16 protein-coding genes are annotated in these 15,010 nt (G+C 36.8%); 13 read left to right on the plus strand and 3 right to left on the minus strand.

Going from position 1 to position 15,010, the window contains the following annotated elements:
- The first annotated feature begins 527 nt into the window (after window positions 1–527).
- The 11 genes from ACNR9Q_RS04830 (at window position 528) to ACNR9Q_RS04880 (ending at window position 11,387) form a co-directional block, all read left to right on the plus strand.
- The gene (locus ACNR9Q_RS04830) at window positions 528–1,982 is read left to right on the plus strand and encodes an arginine decarboxylase (RefSeq protein WP_419213481.1); all 1,455 of its coding nucleotides are present in this window, start codon (window positions 528–530) and stop codon (window positions 1,980–1,982) included.
- A gap of 94 nt (window positions 1,983–2,076) precedes the next feature.
- Window positions 2,077–3,015: an agmatinase gene (gene speB / locus ACNR9Q_RS04835; RefSeq protein WP_419213482.1), complete on the plus strand. Its 939-nt coding sequence runs from the start codon at window positions 2,077–2,079 to the stop codon at window positions 3,013–3,015.
- Window positions 3,002–3,979, plus strand: coding sequence for a deoxyhypusine synthase family protein (locus ACNR9Q_RS04840; RefSeq protein WP_419213483.1), 978 nt, complete (start codon window positions 3,002–3,004; stop codon window positions 3,977–3,979). Before speB ends, ACNR9Q_RS04840 begins: the two co-directional genes overlap by 14 nt.
- A gap of 2 nt (window positions 3,980–3,981) precedes the next feature.
- Entirely contained in the window at window positions 3,982–4,305 is a 324-nt protein-coding gene (locus ACNR9Q_RS04845) for a hypothetical protein (RefSeq protein WP_419213484.1), read from the plus strand.
- Between the two features lie 138 nt (window positions 4,306–4,443).
- Window positions 4,444–5,970: a bifunctional GNAT family N-acetyltransferase/carbon-nitrogen hydrolase family protein gene (locus tag ACNR9Q_RS04850; RefSeq protein WP_419213485.1), complete on the plus strand. Its 1,527-nt coding sequence runs from the start codon at window positions 4,444–4,446 to the stop codon at window positions 5,968–5,970.
- Between the two features lie 18 nt (window positions 5,971–5,988).
- Entirely contained in the window at window positions 5,989–7,377 is a 1,389-nt protein-coding gene (rimK, locus tag ACNR9Q_RS04855; protein WP_419213486.1) for a 30S ribosomal protein S6--L-glutamate ligase, read from the plus strand.
- A gap of 75 nt (window positions 7,378–7,452) precedes the next feature.
- Window positions 7,453–7,722, plus strand: coding sequence for a hypothetical protein (locus tag ACNR9Q_RS04860; RefSeq protein WP_419213487.1), 270 nt, complete (start codon window positions 7,453–7,455; stop codon window positions 7,720–7,722).
- Between the two features lie 796 nt (window positions 7,723–8,518).
- A complete protein-coding gene (locus ACNR9Q_RS04865; RefSeq protein WP_419213488.1) occupies window positions 8,519–8,920 on the plus strand; it encodes a hypothetical protein in 402 nt (133 codons plus the stop codon).
- A gap of 219 nt (window positions 8,921–9,139) precedes the next feature.
- Window positions 9,140–9,811: a hypothetical protein gene (locus ACNR9Q_RS04870; protein WP_419213489.1), complete on the plus strand. Its 672-nt coding sequence runs from the start codon at window positions 9,140–9,142 to the stop codon at window positions 9,809–9,811.
- A 40-nt stretch (window positions 9,812–9,851) separates the two neighbouring features.
- A complete protein-coding gene (locus ACNR9Q_RS04875) occupies window positions 9,852–10,643 on the plus strand; it encodes a DUF2971 domain-containing protein (RefSeq protein WP_419213490.1) in 792 nt (263 codons plus the stop codon).
- A gap of 222 nt (window positions 10,644–10,865) precedes the next feature.
- A complete protein-coding gene (locus tag ACNR9Q_RS04880) occupies window positions 10,866–11,387 on the plus strand; it encodes a hypothetical protein (protein WP_419213491.1) in 522 nt (173 codons plus the stop codon).
- A 256-nt stretch (window positions 11,388–11,643) separates the two neighbouring features.
- Here ACNR9Q_RS04880 and ACNR9Q_RS04885 read toward each other — a convergent pair whose 3' ends face one another.
- Window positions 11,644–12,582 carry an NAD-dependent epimerase/dehydratase family protein gene (locus ACNR9Q_RS04885; protein WP_419213492.1) on the minus strand — a complete coding sequence of 313 codons (939 nt, stop codon included), beginning with the start codon at window positions 12,580–12,582 and terminating at the stop codon, window positions 11,644–11,646.
- Window positions 12,583–12,656: 74 nt separating this feature from the next.
- On the opposite strand from ACNR9Q_RS04885, the gene ACNR9Q_RS04890 reads away from it, so the two are divergent.
- Window positions 12,657–13,148, plus strand: coding sequence for a hypothetical protein (locus ACNR9Q_RS04890; RefSeq protein ID WP_419213493.1), 492 nt, complete (start codon window positions 12,657–12,659; stop codon window positions 13,146–13,148).
- Window positions 13,135–13,629: a nuclear transport factor 2 family protein gene (locus ACNR9Q_RS04895; protein WP_419213494.1), complete on the plus strand. Its 495-nt coding sequence runs from the start codon at window positions 13,135–13,137 to the stop codon at window positions 13,627–13,629. Before ACNR9Q_RS04890 ends, ACNR9Q_RS04895 begins: the two co-directional genes overlap by 14 nt.
- Window positions 13,630–13,672: 43 nt before the next feature.
- Here ACNR9Q_RS04895 and ACNR9Q_RS04900 read toward each other — a convergent pair whose 3' ends face one another.
- Window positions 13,673–14,380 (minus strand): hypothetical protein, encoded by a 708-nt coding sequence (locus ACNR9Q_RS04900; protein ID WP_419213495.1) that lies wholly within the window; start codon window positions 14,378–14,380, stop codon window positions 13,673–13,675.
- A gap of 133 nt (window positions 14,381–14,513) precedes the next feature.
- Entirely contained in the window at window positions 14,514–14,888 is a 375-nt protein-coding gene (locus tag ACNR9Q_RS04905; protein WP_419213496.1) for a hypothetical protein, read from the minus strand.
- Window positions 14,889–15,010: the final 122 nt, after the last annotated feature.

Genomic DNA, 15,010 nt, shown 5'->3' on the forward strand with positions numbered 1-15,010 from the left:
TATAAACTACGATCAAGAACAATAAAACCAGGCTAATTTTATAGTGCTTCATTTGGGTTGTTGAAAAAAATGTTTTTAAGTGATTAAAAATAAAATAGTTACGCGTTGATGAAAAGTGATGCCAGGGCTATTTTGCTTTGAAAGGTTGCTTATCGTAAAAAAAATGAAAACGCTTGTTTTTTCATTTTTTTTGATTTCATTTGTTCTGTTCTAAGAACCTGTTAAAGGTCTTAGGAATTGCAGGCTTTTAGCTGAACATTATGTATGATTTTTTTGTGTTCGGATTTTGGGGAAGTTGGAAGTATTTCCCACAAACAGCTTATAAGATAGGTAGCCGATATAGAAAGCTAACTTCCTTAAAGTTTACCGCAATTGTGCAAAGCCAGCATGATTATTTCTTCATTCCTACCACGCAAAAGCAGATTTTGGTTTGATTTTAACTTAGGATGGTTACGTTTTCTTAACTTTCAAACCGTACACTAGTTGTTATATTTAACAAATATCAAATTTTATAATAATTCAATTTCATGAATACCAAATACATTGATCTTATTGATCAAACTTATTATTTCCCCCAAGAAGAGTTTAATTTAGATGGTGAACACTTACAATTTCACGGAATTCCGTTAAATGAACTGGTTAAAAAATACGGCAGTCCGTTAAAGTTCACCTACCTCCCTAAAATTTCGGAGAACATTGTAAGAGCCAAAAATTGGTTCTCTAATGCTATAGAGAAGAATAATTATAAGGGTAAATATCATTACTGTTATTGTACCAAAAGTTCCCATTTTCAGCATGTGATGCATGAAGCGCTGAAAAATGACATCCATATGGAAACGTCCTCGGCCTTTGACATCAATATTATTGAAAAATTGAAGCAAGATGGTAAGTTGACCGAACAGAACTACGTTATCTGTAATGGCTTTAAGCGTGAAAAATATATAGAAAATATTGCCAGACTTATCAATAACGGGCATTATAACTGTATTCCGATCATCGATAATTATGAGGAATTGGATTTGTTGACAGATGCCATTAACGATACTTTTAAAGTGGGAATCCGCATCGCATCCGAGGAGGAGCCAAAATTTGAGTTCTATACCTCGCGGTTGGGTATAGGATATAAGAACATCGTTCCATTTTATGAGAATCAGATAAAGGATAATGATAAGGTTGAACTTAAAATGCTCCATTTTTTTATCAATACGGGAATCCGGGATAATGCCTATTATTGGAACGAGCTGGTAAAGTGTTTAAAGGTTTATGTACGTCTAAAGAAAATTTGCCCGTCTTTAGATAGTTTGAATATCGGTGGTGGATTTCCCATCAAAAATTCATTGCATTTTGAATATGATTATCAATATATGATCGATGAAATTTTGAACCAGATCAGCATAACCTGTTCAGAAGCAGAAGTTCCAGTGCCACATATTTTCACCGAATTCGGTTCTTTTACCGTAGGAGAAAGTGGTGGTGCCATTTATGAAATTCTATACCAGAAACAACAAAATGATCGTGAAAAGTGGAATATGATTGACTCCTCTTTCATCACTACCTTACCTGATACGTGGGCGATTAACAAGAGGTTTATCATGTTGCCCATCAACCGATGGAACGATGAATATGAGCGTGTATTGTTGGGCGGACTGACCTGTGACAGTGATGATTATTACAACAGCGAGCAGAACATGAATGCCATTTACTTGCCAAAATATAGAAGGGAAAAACCGTTGTACATTGGCTTTTTTAATACTGGGGCTTATCAAGAGACCATAGGTGGATATGGTGGATTACAACACTGTTTAATACCGCAACCGAAACATATCTTGATAGATAAGGATGAAAACGGTAATTTTATCTATAAACTGTTTAGAACGCAACAAAGGGCCGAAGATCTCTTGAATATCTTAGGGTATGATGTCGATGATGTCGATGCGATATCTGAAAATATTCATAGCAATGCGATCGTAAGTGATAAATGAAACAATTTATTTTTAAAAAGACCGATATACTTTTATTTACGTATTTAAAATTGAACTATTTTTCTAAAAACCAATTAACATTAGCTGATATCACATGAGTACATCTAAGAATTATGCGGGTATTCCCGATGAATTCGCCCAACTTGAAAAATCCAAGATCATCTTGATCCCCGTTCCCTATGATGGAACAAGTACTTGGGGAAAGGGAGCCGACAAGGGTCCTGAAGCTTTTTTAGAGGCTTCTGAAAATATGGAATGGTATGATATTGAAACCGATTCTGAGGTCTATAAACAAGGCATTCATTTAACGGATCCTATAGTTGAAAGTAGTTCGCCAGAGGCCATGGTGAAAGCTGTACATAGCACTACAAAAGATTTTATCAAACGTAATAAGTTTGTTACGCTGTTCGGGGGTAATCATTCGGTTTCCATTGGTACCATCCGCGCATTTAACGAATGTTTTGACAACCTTACCGTATTGCATATCGATGCCCATGCAGATTTAAGGGAATCCTACAACGGATCTAAATACAATCATGCGTGTGCCTTACATGAAGCTAGCCAGACCACGAACTTGGTACAAGTAGGGATACGTTCTATGGATATCATCGAAAAAACATTGATCGATGAGGAAAAAACGTTCTTTGCACAAGAAATGTTGAATGATGAATATTGGATGGACAAGGTTATCGATGCCATGACCGACAATGTTTTCATTACCTTCGATTTGGATGCTTTGGACCCCTCCATCATGCCCTCTACGGGTACCCCAGAACCGGGAGGTTTGCTTTGGTTCGAAACCTTGGATTTTTTGAAACAAGTCTTTGAGGATAAAAATGTGGTAGGTTTTGATATTGTAGAGCTATGTCCAAATAAAAATGATAAATCACCAGATTATTTGGCCGCTAAACTTTATTATAAAATGTTGAGCTATAAATTTGCAGATCAAGATGTGGATCAAGAGTATGACAATACCTATGATATAGATTATAAATCGAGTACCAATTCAAAATTTGAGGATGACGAAGACTAAAGGAGCTATTACAAATTTTATAGAAAAATACTATTTACACTTTAATGCCGCTGCCTTAGTAGATGCAGCCAAAGGCTATGAAGATCAATTGAACAATGGCGCCAAAATGTTGGTGTCCTTGGCGGGGGCCATGTCCACTGCAGAGTTGGGCAAAATATTCGCCGAAGTTATCCGACAAGATAAGGTTCAGATTATCTCTTGCACAGGGGCCAATTTAGAAGAGGATATTATGAACCTTGTAGCCCATTCGCATTATAAAAGAGTACCTAACTATAGGGATTTGACCCCACAAGAGGAATGGGATTTGTTGGAGAAAGGGTTGAATCGGGTTACCGATACCTGTATTCCCGAGGAAGAAGCGTTCAGAAGGTTACAGAAGCATATTTTTAAAATTTGGAAGGATGCAGATGATAAGGGCGAAAGATACCTTCCGCATGAATTCATGTACAAAATGTTGCTTTCCGGTGTTTTGGAAGAGTATTATGAAATAGATTTAAAGGATTCCTGGATGTACGCTGCCGCCGAAAAAAACCTCCCTATAATCTGCCCGGGATGGGAAGATAGTACCATGGGCAATATTTTTGCATCCTATGTGTTAAAAGGAGAATTAAAGGCCAGCACCATGAAATCAGGTATTGAGTACATGACCTTTTTAGCCGACTGGTATACCGATAATTCCAAAAATGGAATCGGGTTTTTTCAAATAGGCGGAGGTATAGCTGGTGATTTCCCCATTTGTGTAGTGCCTATGTTGTATCAAGATATGGAACGTACCGATACCCCGTTCTGGAGCTATTTCTGCCAGATCAGTGATAGTACGACCAGTTACGGCTCTTATTCGGGAGCCGTACCCAATGAGAAGATAACATGGGGAAAACTAGATATTAACACCCCAAAATTTATTATAGAAAGTGATGCAACAATTGTTGCACCCTTGATTTTTGCTTACCTTTTAGACATGTAATTATGGACAAGAACGCACATTTAAAACGAGTTATAGTAGACTTTAAAAAGTTGACGCCCGAAGTACTGAAGCTTTTGGTAGAAAGATATCCTGATGGGTATGACGATCGCAACATCATTTCCTTTAAAAATGCGCAAGGAGAGCGTATAGAGGCAGTTGAGGTGCTAACAGAAGACACAAAGTATTTAGTGAAGATAAGCGCCAAACTAGAGTATACGATGGAGAATTACGATGAGGATGATTATGAGGATTTTGCGGATGATGATCCAGAAGCAATAGTTGAGCCAGATCCAGAGGATATGGTGGATGGTGATGATGAGGATTAATATTCTTCTCATTTCTTAAGGTTACTATCCCAATACTTTTTACGACTAAGGTTTTGACCAAGTTGCCTGAGTGCAGAATTTTGTGGTTTTTAAGCCCGAAATCGCACAAAATTCTTGGTTTCAATAGTAAAGATTTGCATGAAAATAGAAGAAATAGAAAATATAGAATTAAAATACCTTGAGCTAAAGGATTATCAGCAGCTTAAAGAGGCGATGCTTTCATCGTACTTGAATATGCATGATGCCATTTGGACAGAACGGGAAATAACACGCTTGATCAAGAAGTTTCCCGAGGGCCAAGTGGTCATCAAAATTAACGGTGAATTGGCCGGTTGTGCCTTGTCCATAATCGTTGATTATAAAAAATTCGAGCACAATCACACCTATAAGCAGATAACCGGTAATGACACGTTTAATACGCATGATGACGATGGTGATGTTTTATATGGTATTGACGTATTCATAAGTCCCGAATATCGAGGAATGCGCTTAGGGCGTAGACTTTACGATTACCGTAAAGAACTTTGTGAAAAACTGAATTTAAGGAGTATTGTCTTTGGTGGGCGAATGCCAAATTATCACAAGCATTCTAAAGACTTTACCCCTAAACAGTATATTGATGAAGTTCGCAGAAAGCAGATTGACGATCCGGTATTGAATTTTCAGATCAGTAATGATTTCCACCCTTCGAAGGTGATGAAAGGGTACTTGGCAGGCGATAGAGAATCCAATGATTTTGCCATTCTTATGGAATGGGACAATATCTATTATCAAAAACCAACGAACAAAGCAGCAGTAAACAAGACTATTGTTCGCTTAGGGTTGATCCAATGGCAAATGAGGTCGTATAAGGATATTGACGACCTTTTGCAGCAAGCAGAATATTTTATAGATGCGGTATCAGGATATCGTTCAGATTTCGCCTTGTTTCCAGAATTTTTCAACGCTCCTTTAATGGCAGGGAACAATCATATGTCGACGCCCGATGCCATACGCGAACTGGCTAAGCATACCGAAGAGATCGTTCAAAAATTTTCTGAATTCTCCATTTCCTATAACATCAATGTTATCTCTGGCAGTATGCCCGAGATTATAGATGGTCGCTTGTACAATGTAGGCTATTTATGCCGTCGTGATGGCAGTATGGAGCGCTATGAAAAACTTCACGTTACCCCCGACGAAGCTAAGGTTTGGGGCATGCAAGGGGGAACAAAATTACAGGCATTTGATACCGATTGTGGTAAAATAGGAATTTTGATCTGTTATGATGTAGAATTCCCTGAATTGAGCCGTTTATTGGCCGAAGAAGGAGTCGATATTTTATTTGTTCCATTCTTGACCGATACCCAAAATGGATATTCAAGGGTGCGCAATTGCGCACAGGCAAGGGCGATTGAAAACGAATGTTACGTGGCCATTGCCGGTAGTGTTGGTAACCTGCCCAACGTACAGAATATGGATATCCAATTTGCACAATCCATGGTATTTACCCCGTGTGATTTTTCATTCCCTACCAATGGAATAAAGGCCGAAGCGACACCGAATACAGAAATGATCCTGATTGCAGATGTAGACATAAGTTTGCTGCGTGAATTGAACCAATTTGGTGCGGTACGTAATCTTAAGGACAGGCGGACGGATATTTTTGAATTAAGAAAGAAATAGCATAATTCCATAAACCACATGGATAAAAAGAAGAATGATTTGGAGAGTTTAAGGATAATAGGTAGTGAGGAATGGTGTGTATTTAAGGAACTTGGAATACCGGCGATTAAGGCCAGGGTTGATTCAGGTGCTAAAACGTCTTCCATTCAGGCGACCAACTTGAAAATAATAAACAAAGGAGCCCAAGAGTGGGTAAAATTTGAAGTTAGTCCGTTACAAGAAAACCGTAGTATTGCCATCGAGTGTCAAGCCAGATTAGTGGATCGTCGTATGGTTAAAAGTTCGTCGGGGATATCTGAGGAGCGTTTGGTCATCAAAACTCCCGTAACCATTGGTGATTCTATTTTTGATATAGAGTTGACACTGGCCAATAGAGATACCATGGAGTTTAGAATGCTATTGGGCAGGGAAGCGCTCAATGAGCGTTTTATTGTAAACCCGGCGGTCAGTTATCAATTACAATCCTTTGAGGATAAGGAAGTCAACGATAAATACGCACCTTATTTCAAGGAAAAAACCGGATTGAAAATTGCCTTGTTGGCCAGTAACCCGTTGCTATATAGTAATAAAAGGTTAATGGAGGCCGCTGAGGCGAGGGGGCATGAAATTGTTTTCCTTAATGTGGAACAGGCCTATATGAAGCTAGATGCGCATTCTCCTGAAATACGTTATCGGGGGGGCAATATTTTAAAGGATTTTGACGCGGTGATTCCCCGTATAAAACCTGCGGTCACCTTTTATGGTTGCGCTTTGATTCGTCAATTTAACAACTTGGGTGTCTACTGTCAAAATTCTGCAGAGGCAATCACCCAATCGAGGGATAAGCTTTTTGCATCCCAGTTATTTTCAAAAAATGATATCCATATCCCGATTACCGGTTTTGCCAAGTCACCGATGGATACCAAAGATCTGATCAAAATGGTCAACGGTGCACCGTTGATCATTAAACTTTTAGAAAGTACCCAAGGTAAGGGTGTTGTTTTAGCAGAAACCAATAAGGCTGCGGAAAGTGTAATCAATGCCTTCAAAAGTGTAAACACCAATATTTTGGTGCAAGAATTCATTAAAGAAGCCAATGGTCAGGATATCCGCTGCTTTGTGGTGAATGGTAAGGTCGTGGCCAGTATGCAACGCCAAGCCCAAAAAGGGGAATTCAGGGCGAATATCCATCAAGGCGGTACTGCTTCGATCATCAAAATAACATCCGACGAAAAGAAACTGGCCTTAAAAGCGGCTAAGGTCTTGAACTTGGCAGTTGCCGGTGTCGATATCATTCGTTCAAATAAAGGACCGTTATTGCTTGAGGTGAATTCTTCTCCCGGACTAGAAGGTATCGAAAATGCCACAGGAAAAGATATTGCCAATGCAATGGTTATGGCCATTGAGCGAAAACTGAAGTTTAGTTAGCCGAAATTGGAAACAAGTTAGACTTTCTTACAATTTTCCTATAAAATCCTTTTTGTCTGTAGAAGTTTCATTTGAATGATAGGGGTTCAAAAATGTATTTCTTTTGATGGCTTTGAACATTATTTTGCCTTTGGCCATTTATCCGAGGTGCTAGAAAATCAAGGTAGTCTTGAATGCAATCTGTTAGATGAGCTTATGTACATTAAAGCAGATGGAGAACTTTTCTTTAGTTTGGTCGATGTCGATGAAGATTTACGAATACAGGATATACTTCAAGGGCCCCCTTCGGAAATATCTTTTCTTCTGGGGGAATTTCAAGAGAAAAAACCCGCTGTTATTACTTAGGAAAAACCTGAACTAGAATTGAGTCTTGAATTGGAAGTAGAATGGTTTTAGTAAAAAACCTAAGCCAAAAATCAGTAATCGATAAAATCAAGAGTCTGAAATTAGCATTGTGATATTTCTGTTTTATAAAGGTCTTAAATCTGCTTAAGCGATTTGTTTTTTTAATACATTCAGTCTTAACAAAATGATTATTATGTAGTTAAGTTTTGTATGAAGATGATTTTTAGGGTACGCCCGACTGAGGTCTGACCCTCTAAAATCGAAGTAAAGAAGTTAATAACAAAAAAACAATATCGTATGAAACCTTTTCAAAGACCTTCTAGTCAAAGCGAAAGCCAACACCTATTTTTCCAAAGACCCCTTAACCGTACCACAGCGGATGTGATAACCAAGCAAAATTGCTACCTTTTCGGTATACAGGAGCCGCAGAACACGTTTAGGCGACAATATATTCAGGGTTTTAAGTAAACCAAATAGTCGTAAGCCATCTGCTAGGTTGGTAACATAAATTGGAACACATGATAAGTCCCTTCAAAAGAAGGGACTTTTTGTTGATACCTGTCGAATCTTTCGGCCAGACTCAGGATCAACTAAAGTCGAGACCTCGTTATTTTCGTATGAAACTGTCAGTTCGAGCCTTTCGGCAATGCTCAAGATAAACTTAAGTCGAGAACTTATAACCCAAAACTTTATTTGCACCGACCAATTATTTATTGGATTTTTAAGGTACTTCCCCTAAAATAGAAATATACGTACCAGTACGCATATACAATTGTTGGCGTGCATTTCAAAACTTATGAATTATAAAATCACATATCTCTTCTTCTTTATCATTCTTACGTTTTCAAGTTGCGCATTTAAAAAAACTTATTGGGAAGATGGACGATACTTTGTTTCGGAAAATGAAGGATATAACTATTGCAAATCATTATGGTTTTCACCTGATAATGTTAGTGGTGGATATGGATTAGTTGATTGCTTTATTAATATTGGAGCGGATAAAAATTATATTCTTCTCGAATCGGAATCTGAAAAGGAGAAAGCACCAAATCAATTTTGGATAATAAAAAAAATCAAAGAATCGGATTTTGGAATGGCAAAAAAGAATGTTCTTGGACCATTCTCAAAGCAAGAGTTTGATAATAAAAGGGCTGAAATAGGATTAGGCTCAATTCTATTAAATATAAAACTGGAATAAAAACGACACGCCAACAATTCCTATAGCAAATAGGGCATAAAGGGTTATATTTAAAGGCTTGGGTATGTTTGCCATGTCCGCCAAATCTTTTGGATTTGGCAATTAAAAAAATGAAAGTAATTACAAAACAAAAAGCTCTGGCTCGCAGACCAGACGGAAACGAAAAGTTTCCTTGCCTGCCCTACTTGCCATAGCCGTGACGTTGGCAATAATTTGAGAATGAATAAAGAAGAAAAGGAAAAACAGCTCGATAGTGATATAAAAAATCATTCTGACACAAAGCAAACCTTGACTTTTAAAATCCCAAATCATCTTGAGAGAAAAAATGTTGCCTATTACAGTATCATTCTTGATTTAGAAACTTGTAAAAAAGCATTATTAAGATTAAAAAAAAGAAACCGTGAAATTGTTAGAACTTCTTTATTTACAACTGTGATAATTTTGTATGGAAAATGTTTTACTGACAGTAGTTCAAGTAAATCACCTAAACTTGAATTAGACTGTTTTGAAAATTCCGACAACTTGAAAACAATACATCAAAATTTAATGAGTATGAGACATAACTTCATTGCTCACAGAGGAGAAACTGAACACGAATACGGAAAAGCTTATTTTCAGATTTTTCCAAAAACAATGAAATGGGGAATAAAAGTTGGACTACAGAGAAGATTCAGTTTTGAACGTAAAGAAATACCAGATTATATTGAACTTGTTGATTACTTACTAAAAATCGCAGTTGAAAAATACGAAAAAGTTGGAAGCAAAATAATGGAGCATATAATTACAAATTATGACAATCCTAACTCTGAAAATAAACTTGAATTATTGAACAATGTTGATTCGGAATTAAGCGACTATGTTATGAACTTAAAACTGAATAAAAATGATTAAAAACTATTGCCAACAATGTATCCTATGAAAAAAGCTATAAATGCTATCAAAAACTGAAATAGAAACTATAATAAGGGAGAATTTTTTTGACATTCTTAGAAATGAAACTGTTTATAAATATGAAAGTTTTGAAACAGCATTTGACAAGATTATTCTTGGAAACACTTTAATGTTTGCGAAACCATCAACTTTTAATGACCCATTTGATTGCAATGAATATTTGCTAAAACCGCAATTAACAGATGAAATGGTCGAAAAAGCTCTTGATAGTTTGGGAGAGAATTTAAGTGCTGAATATAGGAGTCGTCTGAAAAATAATTTAAAAGACCCTGAAAGAATTGCATCTATTTTAAGAGAAGAAAAAGAGCAATTTAAAATGACCTGTTTTTCAAGAATTTCGGATGAAACTCTTATGTGGTCGCATTATGCGGAAAAGCATAGCGGAATTTGTATCGGATTTAAGTTCCCAATTGATTATCAAGAAAAATTTATTTTATGCGGAGTACGGTATGAAAACGAAGTAAAACCAATTGATGGAGCAACCGATTTTTTAAGAACTTCACTTTATTGGTTGACAACAAAATCTAAAAGATGGGATTACGAAAATGAAGTCCGAGCAATAACTAAAACTATTCCTGAAAAAGATAGGCAAACAATAGAGTTTGACAAAAAGCACATAACAGAAATTATTTTTGGGTGTAACGTATCAGAAACTAAAATTGACGAATCTATTAAAAAAATAAATCAAACAGAATTAAGCAGAAACGGAATTGAATTTAACCGAATGATAATTGATAAAAATTCATTCCTTTTAAAGAAGATTCCGGTATAGCCCTGCACATAACAAAGTTGTGTATAAAAAATAGCGCAAGTCATTACTAACACTAAGGTTTGGGCATTTTTGGAAAGTCGCCAAATTTAAAAATTTGACGACTTTCCAATTAAAAAGATAAATAGTAAAATTTAAAAATTCGGCTTGTGTTAATCCGAAAAGTAACCGCTTATTTTCAGCGCTACTTTTCATATAACGAGCCGTTACCCAATATTATAGAAAATGAAAAAAATAATTTTATGTCTTTTCGCGCTACTCATTATTAGCTGTAACAACCAAGATCCAGAAGATAATTCTAATGCTGAAACTCAAATTGAATTAGTAACCGGAATTAATATAAAAGATTCATTTGATGCCCCTCCTACGCGTTTGGGAAATCCTAATATTAAAAATAATGATGAGTTTACAGCTTTTCCGAATCCTCCAATAGGAACCTTATTCCTTTCATCCAATTATGTAATATCTGATGTTTGGATTGTACCAGCTAATGCGGATAAAATATTTCAACAAGTAGATTTTAATAGAATATTGATTTCAGACTTATATTCTGAGAATGAGATTAATTCCAAATCCAACTTGAAATTCATAGACCAAGGCTCTTCGACCTTAAGTCTTAATCTAGAAACTTTAGATGTGGGTTATTATAAAGTTTTTGTGAAAATTGAAGACACCATATATTGGGAGAATATTTTTGCTTCAAACGGTAGTCAAAGTATAGAAGAATTAATTGAATTCTGGAATTAAAACATTGGGTAACAAAAGTAACCGTTGCACAAGTCTAAATTTCTAAGAAAAGATGATTTTCCTAATTTTTAAGAATATGTAAGCTGTTGCTACTGAAATTGGGCAGTGCAGCGGAAGTTATCAAGGCTAGTATAACCTTACTTTGGAAAAAGGAACCTGGCGGAATTTGGAGCATATGTTTTGATTCCAATATTTAAGACCCCTCAGGAAAAACCGTTACAAAAGTAGATGCCTCCTAAATTTCTCATTATGTATTTTATCCCAAATTCTCCAGCATTGTTTTTGTGGTTTCATCCAAATCGAATTCGGCTTTCCAGTTCCAGTCCGTCCGGGCGTTGGTGTCATCTATACTGCTAGGCCATGAATCCGCTATAGTTTGCCTAAAATCTGGATTATAATCTATTTTAAATTCCGGGATAACGGCTTTGATGCTTTCGGCCATTTCCTTGGGCGTAAAACTCATTGCCGCTAAATTGTAAGAGGAACGCTCTTTAATGTCTGCTGCAGGAGCATCCATAATCTGTAAGGTAGCGCGTATGGCATCGTCCATGAACATCATGGGCAATTTGGTGTCCTCTTTCAGAAAACAACTGTACGAGCCTTTAGAAAGGGCTTTATGGTAGATTTCTACGGCATAATCGGTAGTTCCGCCACCAGGCATCGTTTTCCAGCTTATAAGGCCTGGATAGCGGATACTACGTACGTCGACATTGAATTTTTTAAAATAATATTCGCACCAGCGTTCCCCAGATTGCTTGCTGATACCATATACGGTACTCGGTTCCATAATCGTATTCTGGGGTGTATCTTCTTTCGGAGTGTTGGGTCCGAAAACGGCAATGCTCGAAGGCCAAAAGATTTTATCTATTTTTTTCTCCTTTGCCAAGTTGAGCACATTGAACAGCGTATTCATATTCAGGTTCCACGCCCGCATGGGAAATTTTTCTGCAGTGGCACTCAACATGGCGGCCATAAGATACACTTCATTTATGTCATAATAGGCAATGACTTCTTCTAAGTTGTCATAGTTGGTGGCATCTAAGATTTCAAACGGTCCAGACTGCATTAGATCATCGGTTCCTTCACGAATATCACTTGCGATGACCATTTCGCTTCCAAATTTTTCTCTAAGCGCCAAGGTAAGTTCTGTTCCAATTTGGCCACAGGCCCCAATGATCAATATGTATTTTGACATTTAAAAATAGCGTTAAATGAATTCGTGTATAAAGATACCTTTTCTTAAAATTTGTACATTCGCTTATGCCTAAAATGTTCGCTTTTTTAGTAACGCTGATCCTGTTTTCATCCTGTAAGGATACAGTCTCGGAAACAGCCAAGGTTGAGGAATCTAGCTGGGAAATTATGACAGACAGCCTTCCCGAAAAGTCTCGGGTAGACAGTAGGGCCCAAGTTATTTTAGATAATTGGAAGGCGTACACCGTTTTGGAACGAAGTTTTGACAAAATCTATAGCACCGAGTTTCGAGAAGATTTTGTTCTGATTGTCGATGAATTGGTTGAAAATCAGAAAAAGTTGGAAACAGAAGAATATCCTATAGAATTTGATATTCCACAAATTAAAGGAAGGCAAAAGGTCTTTAAGACCTATGTTTTGAAGACAAAGGGTGATTTGGAATACCGTCAAAATCCCAAGGAATCTATTTTACAGATGATTACGGCCTTCAACGATTTAAGAAACCAGTTCAATGTAGTGGTGAAGAATACGCTACCAGAAGAATTACGGGCAAATGAAAAAAATTAGTCTAGTATTCCTTAGTATGGCTCCCATGCTTTTTGGGCAGCAAAGTGAGAAAAATCAAATTTCGAAAACATTGGATACATGGCATGCAGCTGCTGCTGCTGCCGATTTTGAGGCCTATTTTAATCTCATGACCGATGATGCCGTTTTTATCGGTACCGATGCGGAGGAAAATTGGCAATTAGATGCATTTAAAAGCTATGCAAAACCACATTTTGATAAAGGTAAGGCCTGGAATTTTACGGCGGTTGAGCGAAATATCTATATTGATGAGGTCGCGAACCTAGCTTGGTTTGATGAGTTGCTGGATACCCAAATGAAACTATGCAGGGGCTCTGGAATTTTAAAAAAGGAGGATGGAAAATGGAAAATTGCCCACTATGTACTCTCCATTGCCGTACCCAATGAATATGTCGACGAATTGGTAGGCCTGAAACGTGAAAGGGATAGTATTTTGTTGAACCAACTAAAAATGAAAAATTAAAAAACGGACCGCTAGGTCCGTTTTTTATAAAAGGTAAATTTTTTTATTCTTTCTTTTCTGTCGGAGCCTCTTTTCTTGAAGTCAGTGCTTGCTTACTAAGACTTGCCAGATTAAAGTTGGGGTCTATTGCTAATGCTTGGTCAATGGTAGCAATGGCGGCATCGATATTAGTTTTGTCCATATTGTATTGTATGAGCCCTTTTAAATGAAGGAAAGCAGCTTTCAAAGGAACTTCATAGGGTTGCTGGCGCTCATAAAAAGCGTATTTCATATCATCGGTTGCATTGGCGATACCATACTCTACGTTTTTCATCGCTTCTGCATTTTCACCTAATTGCACTTTTAAATCGGCCAATTCATAGGCTAAATACGCATTCGGTTCCCGTGTATTTAGAATTTCAAATTGCTCCAATGCCCTTTTGGGTTGGTTCAATGCCTTTAATGAAATTGCCTTTACCTGCACGGCCAAATCAGAATCGGTATCTATTTTCTCGATACCAATGGTATTCAAGGCCTGTAAATGCTGATTATCATTGGCATAGATATACGCCAACGTATCCATTCTTTCTTTTGAAGGGGATAAAACGTTTAAATGGGTCAGGGCATTGATAACACCATTCACATCACCTTGTAAACGCATTTGGTCATAAAAAGCCTGATAATGTTTTTCTAATTCTGATTTGGTCTGGGAAAATCCGTAAAATCCAGAAAATAACACCACGATAAGCAGCAGTAGTACTGTTTTTTTCATTGTATAGGTTCTTTTTAAAGTGCGCTAAACTATTAAAATATTCTGTATGATCTTGTTAAGGAAAGCCTTAAATGTTATAAAATGAAAAAGGTACAAATTACTTGTACCTTTTTAAATACAGAAAGTTTTATGGCTAAACCAATTCTAAGGTCGGTTTAGTTTTATCGAATGAATTTAATAATTGTGCATAGAATCCAATACTTTTATGGTCTTTTTCTACACATGTGGTCAAAAATGCACATAGACTTTTAAAAAGAAGATTGGTGTAAATAGTCGGTAAATAGGTGTTTACCTTTTTTGGGTCATATATGCTTTCGTCTTGTATGACATCCATTTGTACGCGATGGCGATGATAATCTATAGATACGTTCGTTGCATTATAATATTTTTTCAATAACGCAATATGTAATTCTTGGTACTTTTGAGAATCCTTGGGATTCTTACAGCTCTGGGTGATGAGCTTCTTTAATTCCGCTAATACCCTGTCCCTTATTTTTGACTTTTCCATGACATTTATGGTTTTATAAGTTGTTCAAAGGTATGTCATACATCGATAAGTATCTGAAAATCAATAATATATTAACTAAAAATGCTTGATTTTGTTGTGAAATTGCTCGTTTTAGTGGTGAA

The sequence above is a fragment of the Maribacter sp. X9 genome (assembly GCF_048537565.1).
GTDB lineage: Bacteria > Bacteroidota > Bacteroidia > Flavobacteriales > Flavobacteriaceae > Maribacter.

Coding starts and splice junctions, on each gene's coding strand:
- ACNR9Q_RS04830 (WP_419213481.1), top strand. CDS start 528: ATGAATACCAAATACATTGATCTTATTGATCAAACTTATTATTTCCCC.
- speB (WP_419213482.1), top strand. CDS start 2,077: ATGAGTACATCTAAGAATTATGCGGGTATTCCCGATGAATTCGCCCAA.
- ACNR9Q_RS04840 (WP_419213483.1), top strand. CDS start 3,002: ATGACGAAGACTAAAGGAGCTATTACAAATTTTATAGAAAAATACTAT.
- ACNR9Q_RS04845 (WP_419213484.1), top strand. CDS start 3,982: ATGGACAAGAACGCACATTTAAAACGAGTTATAGTAGACTTTAAAAAG.
- ACNR9Q_RS04850 (WP_419213485.1), top strand. CDS start 4,444: ATGAAAATAGAAGAAATAGAAAATATAGAATTAAAATACCTTGAGCTA.
- rimK (WP_419213486.1), top strand. CDS start 5,989: ATGGATAAAAAGAAGAATGATTTGGAGAGTTTAAGGATAATAGGTAGT.
- ACNR9Q_RS04860 (WP_419213487.1), top strand. CDS start 7,453: ATGATAGGGGTTCAAAAATGTATTTCTTTTGATGGCTTTGAACATTAT.
- ACNR9Q_RS04865 (WP_419213488.1), top strand. CDS start 8,519: ATGAATTATAAAATCACATATCTCTTCTTCTTTATCATTCTTACGTTT.
- ACNR9Q_RS04870 (WP_419213489.1), top strand. CDS start 9,140: ATGAATAAAGAAGAAAAGGAAAAACAGCTCGATAGTGATATAAAAAAT.
- ACNR9Q_RS04875 (WP_419213490.1), top strand. CDS start 9,852: ATGCTATCAAAAACTGAAATAGAAACTATAATAAGGGAGAATTTTTTT.
- ACNR9Q_RS04880 (WP_419213491.1), top strand. CDS start 10,866: ATGAAAAAAATAATTTTATGTCTTTTCGCGCTACTCATTATTAGCTGT.
- ACNR9Q_RS04885 (WP_419213492.1), bottom strand. CDS start 12,582: ATGTCAAAATACATATTGATCATTGGGGCCTGTGGCCAAATTGGAACA.
- ACNR9Q_RS04890 (WP_419213493.1), top strand. CDS start 12,657: ATGTTCGCTTTTTTAGTAACGCTGATCCTGTTTTCATCCTGTAAGGAT.
- ACNR9Q_RS04895 (WP_419213494.1), top strand. CDS start 13,135: ATGAAAAAAATTAGTCTAGTATTCCTTAGTATGGCTCCCATGCTTTTT.
- ACNR9Q_RS04900 (WP_419213495.1), bottom strand. CDS start 14,380: ATGAAAAAAACAGTACTACTGCTGCTTATCGTGGTGTTATTTTCTGGA.
- ACNR9Q_RS04905 (WP_419213496.1), bottom strand. CDS start 14,888: ATGGAAAAGTCAAAAATAAGGGACAGGGTATTAGCGGAATTAAAGAAG.